Origin of the sequence: Duganella alba (assembly GCF_009674495.1) — a bacterium.
Lineage (GTDB): Bacteria > Pseudomonadota > Gammaproteobacteria > Burkholderiales > Burkholderiaceae_D > Rugamonas > Rugamonas alba.
In genome coordinates, this window is the sequence record NZ_WKJN01000025.1 from 61,302 (window position 1) to 73,605 (window position 12,304).

Annotated in this window: 13 protein-coding genes; 8 read left to right on the plus strand and 5 right to left on the minus strand. The window is 60.6% G+C overall.

Annotated features, from left to right (window positions below; all coding sequences use genetic code 11):
- The first annotated feature begins 89 nt into the window (after positions 1 to 89).
- The 4 genes from GJ695_RS21690 to GJ695_RS21705 all read left to right on the plus strand — a co-directional run bounded on the left by GJ695_RS21690 (position 90) and on the right by GJ695_RS21705 (position 2,750).
- Positions 90 to 569 carry a hypothetical protein gene (locus GJ695_RS21690; RefSeq protein WP_154368418.1) on the plus strand — a complete coding sequence of 160 codons (480 nt, stop codon included), beginning with the start codon at positions 90 to 92 and terminating at the stop codon, positions 567 to 569.
- Between the two features lie 105 nt (positions 570 to 674).
- Entirely contained in the window at positions 675 to 830 is a 156-nt protein-coding gene (locus GJ695_RS21695; protein ID WP_154368420.1) for a hypothetical protein, read from the plus strand.
- Between the two features lie 283 nt (positions 831 to 1,113).
- A protein-coding gene (locus GJ695_RS21700; RefSeq protein ID WP_154368422.1) for an IS3 family transposase occupies positions 1,114 to 2,261 on the plus strand; the annotation gives its coding sequence in 2 pieces (ribosomal slippage) (positions 1,114 to 1,357 and positions 1,357 to 2,261; 1,149 coding nt in all).
- Positions 2,262 to 2,519: 258 nt separating this feature from the next.
- Positions 2,520 to 2,750: a hypothetical protein gene (locus tag GJ695_RS21705; RefSeq protein ID WP_154368481.1), complete on the plus strand. Its 231-nt coding sequence runs from the start codon at positions 2,520 to 2,522 to the stop codon at positions 2,748 to 2,750.
- Here GJ695_RS21705 and GJ695_RS21710 read toward each other — a convergent pair.
- Positions 2,731 to 3,315, minus strand: coding sequence for a hypothetical protein (locus tag GJ695_RS21710; RefSeq protein ID WP_154368425.1), 585 nt, complete (start codon positions 3,313 to 3,315; stop codon positions 2,731 to 2,733). The two genes, GJ695_RS21705 and GJ695_RS21710, sit on opposite strands and share 20 nt — an antisense overlap.
- 618 nt (positions 3,316 to 3,933) lie before the next feature.
- On the opposite strand from GJ695_RS21710, the gene ppa reads away from it, so the two are divergent.
- Positions 3,934 to 4,473: an inorganic diphosphatase gene (ppa, locus tag GJ695_RS21720; protein WP_154368427.1), complete on the plus strand. Its 540-nt coding sequence runs from the start codon at positions 3,934 to 3,936 to the stop codon at positions 4,471 to 4,473.
- Between the two features lie 40 nt (positions 4,474 to 4,513).
- Here the strand turns inward: ppa and GJ695_RS21725 are convergent, their stop codons facing one another.
- From GJ695_RS21725 to GJ695_RS21735, 3 genes are all read right to left on the minus strand, one after another.
- On the minus strand, positions 4,514 to 5,176 hold the full coding sequence (locus GJ695_RS21725) for a Crp/Fnr family transcriptional regulator (protein WP_229260458.1): 663 nt from the start codon (positions 5,174 to 5,176) through the stop codon (positions 4,514 to 4,516).
- Positions 5,177 to 5,310: 134 nt separating this feature from the next.
- The gene (locus tag GJ695_RS21730) at positions 5,311 to 6,000 is read right to left on the minus strand and encodes an MgtC/SapB family protein (RefSeq protein ID WP_154368429.1); all 690 of its coding nucleotides are present in this window, start codon (positions 5,998 to 6,000) and stop codon (positions 5,311 to 5,313) included.
- 8 nt (positions 6,001 to 6,008) lie between these two features.
- Positions 6,009 to 7,133, minus strand: coding sequence for a GNAT family N-acetyltransferase (locus tag GJ695_RS21735; protein WP_371866587.1), 1,125 nt, complete (start codon positions 7,131 to 7,133; stop codon positions 6,009 to 6,011).
- A 113-nt stretch (positions 7,134 to 7,246) separates the two neighbouring features.
- Here GJ695_RS21735 and GJ695_RS21740 point away from each other — a divergent pair, with 113 nt between their 5' ends.
- The 3 genes from GJ695_RS21740 to GJ695_RS21750 all read left to right on the plus strand — a co-directional run bounded on the left by GJ695_RS21740 (position 7,247) and on the right by GJ695_RS21750 (position 11,484).
- Entirely contained in the window at positions 7,247 to 9,301 is a 2,055-nt protein-coding gene (locus GJ695_RS21740) for an NAD(+) synthase (RefSeq protein ID WP_154368433.1), read from the plus strand.
- A 104-nt stretch (positions 9,302 to 9,405) separates the two neighbouring features.
- Positions 9,406 to 9,744, plus strand: coding sequence for a P-II family nitrogen regulator (locus GJ695_RS21745; protein ID WP_019922031.1), 339 nt, complete (start codon positions 9,406 to 9,408; stop codon positions 9,742 to 9,744).
- A gap of 213 nt (positions 9,745 to 9,957) precedes the next feature.
- Entirely contained in the window at positions 9,958 to 11,484 is a 1,527-nt protein-coding gene (locus GJ695_RS21750; protein WP_229260457.1) for a tryptophan halogenase family protein, read from the plus strand.
- 36 nt (positions 11,485 to 11,520) lie between these two features.
- Here GJ695_RS21750 and GJ695_RS21755 read toward each other — a convergent pair whose 3' ends face one another.
- Positions 11,521 to 12,159, minus strand: a complete 639-nt coding sequence (locus GJ695_RS21755) for a trimeric intracellular cation channel family protein (RefSeq protein ID WP_154358528.1) — start codon at positions 12,157 to 12,159, stop codon at positions 11,521 to 11,523.
- Positions 12,160 to 12,304: the final 145 nt, after the last annotated feature.

The following is a 12,304-nucleotide window of genomic DNA, read 5'->3' on the forward strand; positions in this document are numbered from 1 at the left end:
GTAAGCCCACCGCCGCAAGGTCGTGGGCTTTTTGCATTGGTGGGAACTGCTGGTAGACTTGTCCATTCAATAACCTTGGGAGATAAGTCGTGAACGAAATAGTTTCTATATCCTATTTGCTAAAACAGCAGAACGCGGTTGACGCCATTGCAGAGCGCGTTCGAGAGATAGTCTTAGCGAACAACAAGCACCCCAACGACTCCATTGGTAAGCATGTCAACTTTATGCCGGCGCCGGATGGCAGTAGTGATTTCCAAGCGACTCTGCATCGTCGCACCATCCGATTTAAACTAGTGCACGCCCTCATCCCCGACGGTTCTGGACAAGAGCTTATAGGTCAGTATGAGTGGTATTTTGTCGATGGGGAGGGAGATCAAACCCTTGTTGGCGAAGGAATTCAATTGCATGATTCCCGTTTCGTTTTGAGCCCAGCTGGGACCTTCAATGAAGTTTACGCCGGTATGCAACCTTCTGAGGAAATGGCTGTGTTTTCGGTATTCGCGAGGGCTGCCGTCACGGCCATCCAGAAGTCGTTGAAAGTGGTCCAAAAGCATTCAAACCAAGGCTAGACTGAAACTTCGAGTGTGTTGGATCGATCGTTAGCGCCGCCTTTGAGGTGGCGCTTTCATTTTATGCCCATGAATAAACTACACCGACGTGATCTGATAATTCGGTTGAGCGACGAGCGCGATGAAGGCTTGCTTGATCACATGGTGAACCAGTTGGTGGACGCCGAGCGTGCACGCGAGATCCTTCGCGCCAAGGGCTACGGCGCCAGCGGCATGACGGCCTGCGCCACGGCGGGACAGGTGCCTGCTGCGACGCGATGATGAGCATAAAGCCCGCCCAACATCGATCCTGGCAATACGCTTCATCAGGGCAATTTGAGCTGATAGGGGTCTGAGCGTGAGTTAAGAACGACTTCCTCGATAAGTTTGTCAACTTTATAAACCCTAAACGTTACGGGCCACCGGCTAGTAGTTTCAAGTTCGATTGAATTGCTCATACTCGGGGGTACTCGCAAATTCAAATACGTAGCATACTTCGCCCGACCCTGAATCGCCACGAGTATTGTAGACACTCCTGAGCCATAATTTAGGCAAAGGAGAAATCATGAGTGGGAAGCGTTACACCGAAGAATTTAAGGTCGCGGCGGTCAAGCAGGTTGTTGAACGCGGACACCCAGCAGCCGAGGTCGCTGAGCGGCTTGGCGTCAGTATCCACAGCATCTATGCATGGACAAAGCGGTATAGCGTGCCCGAAGTTGAACGCACGGCCCAGGATGCCCAATCTGACGAGATGCGGCGACTGAAGGCCGAATTGAAACGCGTGACCGAGGAGCGTGATATCTTGAAAAAGGCCGCGGTGTACTTTGCCAAGACGTCCGGGTAAGGTACGCCTTCATTCAGGAAGTACAGGACGAATTTCCGGTGCGGCGCTTGTGCAAGATGATGGGAGTTCATCCCAGCGGCTTCTATGCGTGGTGCGTTGAGCCAGAAAGCAAGCGGGCCAAGGAAGACAAGCGCCTGCTCGGCCACATTAAGCAGTCATGGCTGGAAAGCGGCGCGGTCTACGGCTACCGCAAGGTATCCGACGACCTGCGCGACCTGGGCGAGCGATGCGGCATCAATCGTGTTCACCGCATCATGCGCGCGGCGGGGCTGCGCTCGCAGACCGGATATGGCAAGCGCAAGTGGAAGGGCGGCGTGCCATCGGTGGTGGCGCCGAATCATCTGCAGCGGCAATTTGATGTAGTTGAGCCAAACCGGGTCTGGGTGACGGACATAACCTACATTCGAACCCATGAAGGTTGGCTATACCTGGCAGTTGTACTCGACTTGTTTTCGCGCCAGGTTGTCGGGTGGTCGATGAGTTCACGGATTGATACGGAGCTGGCGACGAATACGCTGCTGATGGCGGTTTGGCGACGCAAGCCGGTCGAGCCTGTGATGGTTCATTCGGATCAGGGCTCGCAGTTCACCAGCAAAGACTGGCGTGACTTCTTGACGGCGCATCGGCTGGAGCCAAGCATGAGCCGGCGTGGAAACTGTCACGACAATGCAGTCGCTGAAAGTTTCTTCCAGCTTCTAAAACGCGAGCGCGTCAAGCGCAAGACCTATGCAACCAGGGACGACGCCAGGCAGGACATCTTCGACTACATCGAGATGTTCTACAATCCGAAGCGCCGTCACGGATTTAATGACAGGCTTTCGCCAGCGGAGTTTGAGCGAAGGCATTTTGAACGGCTCGCGGGTGTCTAGCAGACTCGTGGCGATTCAGTGCGCGCGGCTGCTGGAACCCTGGCGCGCAGCTGAAGACCGCGCGCGAGGAGGGCGCCGGGGCAAATCGCCCAGCAGCAGGCGGCCGCCAATGGCCAGCGCTTCGACGCGGCGCTGCAACAGTTGGCCGGAGTGAAGGCGACGACGTGCGCGGACGCCATGCCCTACGTGAATCAGTTGTTGGAGAAGGTGCGATGAAAAAACAAGAACTTTCGATTATTCGCAATTTCGCGCGCCGTGATGCTGGCCGGCTGCGGCAGCACGGCAGCGCCGGTCACCCAGCGCGTCGAGGTGCCTGTGTCGGTCTCGTGCATCAAGTCTGCCGATGTCCCGCGCAAGCTGGTCTACCAGTTCGACAAGCTGCTGGCGACGGCCGGCGACGGCGAGAAGGTGATTGCGCTGGCCAGCGACTGGCCCCGCATTCGAAAATACGAGGGGCAGCTGGAAACAGTTATTGAGGGCTGCCGTTGAGCTCAGTTTGCCCAGGTGACGCTGAAAGTGGCATGTCAAAAAAATGAGCTAGCATGCGGGTCTTTATGTCTTGAGGCCTAACTTTATTATCAGCGCCTCTAGCGATCGCCAACTCGTTCTGACACATCACGGTGAGTGCGGATAGTGAGGGCGGTTCTTTTGCTTCTAGCGCACATACCCTACTCATCCATGAGCCTGCGTCAACCGGAGTGACATCAAATTCACTTTTTGCGAGAACTTCACTGATTATCAAACGAAAGCCTTGGGCTAACTCCGCATGGCGTTTCGATCTTTCGGAAAAAGAGAACACCAACGAAAGCGCGGAGCTAACGGTAACACAGGCGGCCATGACAGCAACTACGTCCCCGTTCGATAGTTTCCATAGAGCAGCAGACCCACCAATTAACGATGCAGCTTTACCTAGCTTGTCCGCCAACTCGAAGAATCGCTCCCTTTTCTGATGGTATAGCGCTGATAATTCTGCCTTGTATAGTGCATCGCAGCGCTTATTGAACGCATGATCGAGTTCAGTTTCAGAGTAGAGGGGAACTTCTGGCGAAGTCATTTTTTCGGCCTTGGAGGGTTGTCTGGCACTGGTACTTTAGGGATTATACTGCTTTTATTTACATCATCGAACGTGCCATGGCTACGGTCACGATACGACTCATTCGATTCGCTCAATGGCCGACGCTCTTGTATACGGGTAGGTTCCGAAGGTTTTGGGGTATTTTTTTTACTATCGTTCATGATATCTACTAAGGATGTTCGTTCACACATAATACGCATCGTGCAGCTGCGCCCATTCTTTAATTGTAAACATTTTTTCCTAATAGAATCTATTTAATTATCACGATTGCACATGGCAACTGTCTTTATATGCCGTCCAGTACCGTCACGCGTTGTCCTGTACTTACCGGCATAGCCGTTGTGTAGCAGTAGTGTCGCGGCACTTTGTTGTCCGGCTGGAAGTGATGTCGTAGATGTATCGATGATGTGTGGCGGTGCTCCGTCGCCCGGGCCAAATGGGCGAAAACTCAAACCTTTCTACACCCTTACAGCCCTATTACTGTTAAGTAAGTACCACATTTACAGGGGCTGCACGGGTTTGCAGAAGTCCTAACATTCGGGGCTTCGTTTCGATATAATGTCGCGGTTAAACACAGCCCGCAAACAAGGAAAATCCATGAGCTTGAACAAAGTGTCTTCCGGTAAAGACGTGCCGAACGATTTCAACGTCATCATCGAAATCCCGATGAACGCTGATCCGATCAAATACGAAGTCGACAAGGAATCGGGCGCGATCTTCGTCGACCGTTTCATGGGCACGGCCATGCACTACCCATGCAACTACGGCTACGTGCCGAACACCCTGTCGCCGGACGGCGATCCGGTGGACGTGCTGGTCATCACCCCATTCCCGCTGATTCCAGGCGTGGTGGTGCGCTGCCGCCCGATCGGCGTGCTGAAAATGACCGACGAATCCGGTGAAGACGCCAAAGTCCTGGCCGTACCGGTCGACAAAGTGCTGTCGATCTACAGCCACTGGCAGAAGCCGGAAGACCTGAACGAACTGCGCCTGCGCCAGATCCAGCACTTCTTCGAGCACTACAAAGACCTGGAAAAAGGCAAATGGGTCAAGATCGAAGGCTGGCACGGTCCGGACGTCGCCAAGGAAGAAATCCTGGCCGGCGTTGCCGCGTATCAGAAAGAATCGGCCGCTTAAGCAGCCCGCGCAAGATAAAAAGCCCCGCGAGGGGCTTTTTTTATGCTTCGCGCGCTTCCGGCTGGTCGTCGGCCGGGTTTTCCAGGCCGGCTTCGGCTTCGCGGCGCAGGCGCGACATGTACTGCGGCGTGATGCCGAGGTAGGAGGCGATGGCGCGTTGCGAGATGCGCGCCTCCAGGCCCGGATACTCTTCGCGGAAGGCGGCCAGCCGCTCCTGCGCCGAGGTTTCGCCGTTGCTGTAGGCGCGCTGCGCCAGGCTCTGCAGACCGGCCATGGCGATGTTCAGGTGGTAGCTCTGCATCACCTCATTCTGCGCGCGCAGGTCCGAGGCCTGCTTCCAGTCCAGCGTGAAGCCGTGGATCGGCGTTTCGGCGATCAGGAACTGCACGGCCGGCTGGCCGCTTTCGCCACTGATCAGGTCGGTCAGCGTGGTGGCCGATTCGCCCTCGCGGTAGAAGCGCAGCGTCATTTCCACGCCATCCCGGTTAAAGAAGCCGCTGCGGGCCACGCCGCTGGCCAGCCAGTGGACCTGGGTGGCCGGCACGCCGGCGCGTTGCAGGTATTCACCCTTACGCACATGAAACGGCTTGGCGATGGTCGCCAGCAGGTTGGTGACATGGTTGTACGACTCTTCGCTGACGTCGATCCGCTTCATCGTGGCGGATTTGAAGCGGTTACGCTGTTTAATAAAATCTGAATTCATGCTGTCTTTGCCACGTTCCTAGAAAACTTTCCAAGGGGTTCAAATCCCAGAGCAATCGCCTGGAGCAGACGCTATTCTACCCCCGTAAGGGTTTCCCTGATGTATTGAATCAAAAAGCGTTAATAAAGTGACATTTATGGCGCACTGTCCGCCTCCTTGATCTCGCGCACGCCCGGCAAGCCGGCCAGGCGTTTTTGCACCGCGCTGAACTGGCCTTCGGTCAGGCGCGACAGGGTGATGCTGATCTCATCGGTGTCGGCCGAGCCGATCTTGTGGCGCATGACAAAGGTCTGCACGCGCGGGCTGCTGGCGCCCAGCGCCTCGTGCACCATCGGCAGGGTCAGGGCGTCGCGCTCGGCAAAAATCAGCAAGGAGCGCAACTGGCGGTTGCTGATGAAACGCCGCTCCAGCGGCTTGATGCCGGCCAGGATGATCAAAATGATCACGGTGGCGCCGACCGCCGGAATGTACAGGCCGCCGCCGACGGCCAGGCCGATGCCGGCCACCGACCAGACGCTGGCGGCGGTGGTCAGTCCGCGCACCACCTCGCCGCGCGCCATGATGGCGCCGGCGCCGAGGAAGCCGATGCCGGACACCACCTGCGCCGCCATCCGCGACGGATCGAGCGCCACGCCGCTGGTCAGCACGTCGTTGAAGCCGTAGGCCGAGACGATCATGATCAGCGTCGAGCCGACGCACACCAGCATGTGGGTGCGCAGCCCGGCGGCCCACGCCAGCCGCTCGCGTTCGTAGCCGATAAAGCTGCCCAGCAGCGCCGACAGGGCCAGCCGGCCGATCAAATCCCATTGCGGTATCTCGTGCATGGCCTCTCCTAGGTCTTGAACGGTGCGTGCTCCGATAGTTCGTCGATGTAATCATTCATGGCGGCGGTTTCCTGCGCCAGGAAGTCGGCGATGGCGTCGGCAAAGCGCGGGTCTGCCACCCAGTGGGCCGACCAGGTCGGCGTCGGCACCAGGCCGCGCGACATCTTGTGCACGCCCTGCGCGCCGCCTTCAAAGCGGGCGATGCCGTGCTGGATGCAGTATTCCAGCGACTGCACATAGCAGGTCTCGAAATGCAGGCCGGAGACGAATTCCTGGGTGCCCCAGTAGCGGCCGTACATGATGTTGCCGCCGACCAGGTTCAGCGCCACCGCCACCGGCTGTTCGCCGCGCCTGGCCAGCACGATCATCAGGCTGTCCGGCGTGTCGGCCAGCAGGCGCTGGAAGAAGGCCAGCGACAGGTAGGGCTTGGAGAAGTGCGCCTGGTAGGTGGAGACGTAGCACTGGTAGAAGAAACGCAGCACCTCGTCGGTGATCGCCTTGCCGGCCAGGTGCTCGAAGCTGATGCCGGCTTCCTGCACGCGGCGGCGGTCCTGGCGGATCTTCTTGCGCTTTTCCATCTTCATACTGGCGAGGAAGGCGTCGAAGTCGGCGTAGTCCTGGTTCTCCCAGTGGAACTGCACGCCTTCGCGCAGCATGTAGCCGGCGTCGGCCAGCGCCTGCTTGTCCTGCTCGTCCGGGAACAGGATGTGCAGCGAGGAAGTCTCCAGCTGCTGCGCCACTTGCAGCGCGGCGCGCGCCAGCAGCTGGCGGTCCTCGGCCGTGTGGGCCAGCAGGCGGCTGCCGGTCACCGGCGTGAACGGCACCGCCGACAGCAGCTTTGGATAGTAGGGAATGCCGTTGCGGTGGAAGGCGTCGGCCCAGGCGTGGTCGAACACGTACTCGCCGCGGCTGTGTTCCTTGAGGTAGAGCGGCATGGCTGCCTGCAGCACGCCGTTGCGGTGCAGCACCAGGTAGCGCGGCGTCCAGCCGGTGCGGGAGGAGGCGCATTGGGTCGCGTGCAGCGCGTGCAGAAAGGTGTAGCTCAGCGTCGGATTGTCGCCGGCCAGCGCCTGCCATTGCGCCGGGTCCACGTCCTCCAGGCTGTCGATGATCGAAAACTCCGCTTGCGCCACTCTGCCTCCCATTTCATGTAGCGCCAGTCTAGCGCATCTCAGCTTTTCCCGTAGGCTGCGGCCGTGCGTTGCCCGTGCGATAATTTGATTTTGCGCTTGCCGAAAGACCTGACATGGCCTCCAACTTCTTCAATCTGTACACCCACGATTTCGCCCGCGTGGCCGTTGCCGCGCCGGTGTGCCGCATTGCCGATCCGGCCTACAACGCCGAACAGACCATCCTGCTGGCCGAGCAGGCGGCGGCGCAGGGTGCGGCGCTGGTGGCGTTCCCGGAACTGGGCCTGTCGGCCTACACCTGCGACGACCTGTTCCACCAGCGCGCCTTGCTCGATGGCGTGCTGGACGGCCTGGCGGCGATTCTCGACGCGTCCACCGACTGGAAGATGGCGGTGGTGGTCGGCGCGCCGCTGCGGGTCGAGCACCAGCTGTACAACTGCGCGGTGGTGATCGCCAACGGCCAGATCCAGGGTGTGGTGCCGAAGAGCTACCTGCCCAACTACGGCGAGTTCTACGATGCGCGCCAGTTCAGCAGCGGCGACTACGCGGTCGCCACCGAGATCGACCTGCTCGGCGAGCGCGTGCAGTTCGGCTCCGGCCTGCTGTTCGAGGTGGCCGATATGCCGCTGTTCAAATTCCACGTCGAGATCTGCGAGGACGTGTGGGTGCCGATTCCGCCGTCGTCGTTCGCGGCGCTGGCCGGCGCCACGGTGCTGGTCAACCTGTCGGCGTCGAACGCGCTGGTGGGCAAGGCCGGCTACCGCAACCAGCTGGTGTCGCAGCAGTCGGCGCGCTGCATCGCCGCCTACCTGTACACCTCGGCCGGCGGCGGCGAGTCGAGCACCGACCTGGCCTGGGACGGGCAGGGCGTGATCTGCGAGAACGGCGAGCTGCTGGCCGAAGCCAAACGCTTCACCGACGAATCGAACCTGACCTTTGCCGACATCGACCTGGAGCGCCTGTCGCGCGAGCGCATGCGCATGAACACCTTCGCGCAATCGGTGCAGCGCCATGCCGGCGAAGTGGGCAAGTTCCGCACCGTGTTCTTCCCGCTGGAGATCGAACGCGAGCAGCCGATGGCGCTGAAGCGCTGCGTCGAACGCTTCCCTTACGTGCCGGCCGATGCGCGCCGCCGCGACGACCGCTGCAACGAGGTCTACAACATCCAGGTGCAGGCGCTGGCGCAGCGTCTGACCAGCAGCGGCTTGAAGAAGGTCGTCATCGGCGTCTCCGGCGGCCTCGACTCGACGCATGCGCTGCTGGTATGCGCGCGCGTGATGGACAAGCTGAAACTGCCGCGCACGAATATCCTGGCCTACACCATGCCGGGCTTCGCCACCAGCGAGCGCACGCTCAAGCAAGCGCATGCTTTGATGAAGCTGGTCGGCTGCTCGGCGCAGGAAATCGATATCCGCCCAAGCTGCATCCAGATGCTGAAGGATCTGAACCATCCGTATGCGGAAGGCCAGGCGCAGTACGACATCACCTTTGAAAACGTGCAGGCCGGCGAGCGCACCAACCATCTGTTCCGCCTGGCCAACCACCACGGCGGGCTGGTGATCGGCACCGGCGACCTCAGCGAGCTGGCGCTGGGCTGGTGCACCTACGGCGTGGGCGACCATATGTCGCACTACAACGTCAACGCCAGCGTGCCGAAGACGCTGATCTCGCACCTGGTGCGCTGGGTCGCCGAGTCCGGCGTGATCGGCCGCAACGATGCGCAGGTGCTGCTGGACATCCTCGGCACCGAGATCAGCCCCGAGCTGGTGCCGGGCACCGCCGACGGCCAGCCGGAACAGCGCACCGAGAGCACCATCGGCCCTTACGAGCTGCAGGATTTCAATCTGTACTACGTGCTGCGCTTCGGCTTCAATCCGTCCAAGGTGGCGTTCCTGTCGCACACGGCGTGGAAGGACAAGGAGCAGGGCCGCTGGCCGGACGGCGATCACGTCACGCGCAACCAGTACGACCTGGCGGCGATCAAGAAGAACCTGGGGATCTTCCTCGACCGTTTCTTCCGCACCAGCCAGTTCAAGCGCAGCTGCGTGCCGAACGCACCGAAGGTGGGCAGCGGCGGTTCGCTGTCGCCGCGCGGCGACTGGCGCGCGCCGAGCGATGCGCAAAGCGTTGTATGGCTGGAAGAATTGCGCTCTATTCCGGTGCAAGCGTAAAGAATAAGCTTATGTGCATGGACAGTGCGCGCCTGTCGATTACAATAGACTTTAAGCTTGCAGTTCGCTCGCATGGATTTTCGATCTACACATAAGGAGAAGTCATGAAACAGATTACCGCTGTGATCAAGCCGTTCAAACTGGACGAGGTGCGCGAGGCACTGGCTGAGGTCAACGTTACCGGCTTGACCGTCACCGAGGTGAAAGGCTTTGGCCGCCAGAAGGGCCATACCGAGCTGTATCGTGGCGCCGAATATGTGGTCGACTTCCTGCCGAAGGTCAAGGTCGAAGTGGTGGTCGACGACGGCGTGGCCGAACAGGTGGTGGACGCCATCATCAAGGCCGCCCGCACCGGCAAGATCGGCGATGGCAAGATCTTCGTGCAGAACGTCGAACAGGTGATCCGCATCCGTACCGGCGAAACCGGCCCGGACGCCGTATAAGCACCTTGCGCTTTATTCGAAATGCCGGCCTAGCCGGCATTTTTTTTGTTGCTGCCTCGTCGGAATTTGCGGTGAAACAGAGACATGACGAAATAATTATTTGTTCGTTGCTCGAATTAATGTTAATTTGGAATCACCGGCAGCAGAGGCCGGATCGATAAAATCCGGGAGACATATAGTGAACATGCCGCGGAAGACGGCCATCTGGACGCGATGAGCAGCAATGACATGCAGGGCGATGCGATCCGCCGGATCGTCATCGTCGGTGGCGGCACGGCCGGCTGGATGACGGCCGCGCCGCTGGCCCAGCGCCTGGCGCGCCATCCCACCCAGCCGTGCGAAGTGATGCTGGTGGAATCGCCCGAGATCGGCACCATCGGCGTCGGCGAGGCGACCCTGCCGACGATCCGCGCCTACAACGACGCGCTGGGCCTGGACCACGCCGACTTTATCGCCAAGACCCAGGCCAGCTTCAAGCTCGGCATTGAATTCAAGGACTGGGGCCACATCGGCAACCGCTTCTTCCACGCCTTCGGCGATTTCGGTCCGCCGCTGGCCGGCATCAGCGCGCACCAGCACTGGCTGCGCCTGGCGCAGGCCTTCAACCACATGCCGGATCTGGAAAACTGGTCGATGCCGTCGGTGATGGCGCGCCACGGCAAGTTCCTCCCGCCGAACGAGCAAACGCCCGGCCTGACCGACGCTTATTCCTACGGCTTCCATTTCGACGCCAGCCTGTACGCCCGCTATCTGCGCGACTACGCGGTGGCGCGCGGCGTCGAGCGCGTCGAAGGCATGGTTGTCGACGTCGAGCAGCATCCGCAGAGCGGCTTCGTCACCGCCGTCAAGCTGCGCGACGGCCGCCGCCTTGAGGGCGACCTGTTCATCGACTGTTCGGGCTTCCGCGGCCTGCTGATCGAAGGCGCGCTGAAGGCCGGCTACGAGGACTGGAGCGCATACCTGCCGTGCAACAGCGCGCTGGCCGTGCCGTGCGCGTCGGTCCCGCAGCTGACGCCGTTCACCCGTTCCACCGCCAAGGCGGCCGGCTGGCTGTGGCGCATCCCGTTGCAGCACCGCACCGGCAACGGCCATGTGTACAGCAACGGCTTCACCAGCGACGAACAGGCGCGCCAGGTGCTGCTTGACGGCCTTGACGGCGAAGCGCTGGACGAGCCGCGCCAGTTGCGCTTCGTCACCGGGCGGCGGCGCAAGTCGTGGGTCAAGAACGTGGTGGCGATCGGCCTGTCGGCCGGCTTCGTCGAGCCGCTGGAATCGACCAGCATCAACCTGATCGAGACGGCGGTGGGCAAGCTGCTCGAACTGTTCCCGGACCGCGCCTGCCGTCCGGAGCTGGCGGACGAATTCAACCGCGTCATGGGCGGCCGCTACGAGTCGGTGCGCGACTTCATCGTGCTGCACTACAAGCTGACCAAACGCGACGATTCGGATTTCTGGCGCTACTGCGCCGGCATGGCGATTCCGGATTCGCTGCGGCACCAGATCGAACTGTTCCGCGAAACCGGCCGGGTGGCGATCGTCGATCGCGGCGGCTTTGCCGAGCCATCGTTCGTGGCGATGATGATGGGCCTCGGCGCGGCGCCGAAGCGCTACGACCCGCTGGCCGACCGCGTCGACATCCGCGCCGTGCACGGCCACTTTGCCGGCCTGCGCGACATGATCGCGCAGGCGGTCACGCGCATGCCGGATCACGGCGCGTATGTCGCCGGACCAGACAAATAAGAAACTTAAAAAAACGATCGCTGCGCCGGTCGCGCTTTACTGCTTGTGGTAGTGGATGTGCAGGTCGAACTTCCACGTCACCAGCCGCAGCACGGTGATGAAGGCGGCGCTGGTCCACAGCGCGAAGTCGTCGGAGACGTCGGTGTATTGCAGGCCGATGTACAGCCAGGCGCCGAAGAAGGCGCAGATGGCGTAGGGTTTGCCGTCGCGGAACACCATCGGCACCTCGTTGCAGACGATGTCGCGCAGCACGCCGCCGAAGATGCCGGTGATCACGCCCATCATCGAGGCGATGAAGACCGGCATGTGGGCGGCCTGCGCCTGCGACACGCCGGCCACGGCAAACAGGCCGAGGCCGATGGCGTCGGCCACCACGATGACGCGTTCGGAGATGATCTGGCGCACCGTTTTCATCAGCGGTGTGGCGACCAGGGCCAGCACGAAGATCAGGATGGCGTATTCCTGGTGCATGACCCAGAACAGCGGCCGCTTGTCGAGCAGGATGTCGCGCAGCGTGCCGCCGCCGAACGCGGCGATGAAGGCCACCGTAAACACGCCGACGATGTCCATGCGCTTGCGGCGCGCTTCCACAAAGCCCGATAGCGCACCCACCAGGATCGCCACGATTTCAATGACGGTAATCAGCGAGACGTGCGGAACCGGGACGTGCTTCATGTAGGTGTATGGACAAGGTTGCAATGCCCGTAGGTTAACATGGCGGCCTTGGGAGGGGTAGGGCTGTTGCAGTATATTAACAACCCACCACCGTAGGAGGGGTCAGACCCCGCATGGGGTCTGACCCCGCGACTGAGCGCAGTGC

What these genes read in the sequence shown, in the direction of transcription:
- GJ695_RS21705 (WP_154368481.1), top strand. Translation starts at nt 2,520, where the DNA reads ATGCTGGCCGGCTGCGGCAGCACGGCAGCGCCGGTCACCCAGCGCGTC.
- GJ695_RS21710 (WP_154368425.1), bottom strand. Translation starts at nt 3,315, where the DNA reads ATGACTTCGCCAGAAGTTCCCCTCTACTCTGAAACTGAACTCGATCAT.
- ppa (WP_154368427.1), top strand. Translation starts at nt 3,934, where the DNA reads ATGAGCTTGAACAAAGTGTCTTCCGGTAAAGACGTGCCGAACGATTTC.
- GJ695_RS21725 (WP_229260458.1), bottom strand. Translation starts at nt 5,176, where the DNA reads ATGAATTCAGATTTTATTAAACAGCGTAACCGCTTCAAATCCGCCACG.
- GJ695_RS21730 (WP_154368429.1), bottom strand. Translation starts at nt 6,000, where the DNA reads ATGCACGAGATACCGCAATGGGATTTGATCGGCCGGCTGGCCCTGTCG.
- GJ695_RS21740 (WP_154368433.1), top strand. Translation starts at nt 7,247, where the DNA reads ATGGCCTCCAACTTCTTCAATCTGTACACCCACGATTTCGCCCGCGTG.
- GJ695_RS21745 (WP_019922031.1), top strand. Translation starts at nt 9,406, where the DNA reads ATGAAACAGATTACCGCTGTGATCAAGCCGTTCAAACTGGACGAGGTG.
- GJ695_RS21750 (WP_229260457.1), top strand. Translation starts at nt 9,958, where the DNA reads ATGAGCAGCAATGACATGCAGGGCGATGCGATCCGCCGGATCGTCATC.
- GJ695_RS21755 (WP_154358528.1), bottom strand. Translation starts at nt 12,159, where the DNA reads ATGAAGCACGTCCCGGTTCCGCACGTCTCGCTGATTACCGTCATTGAA.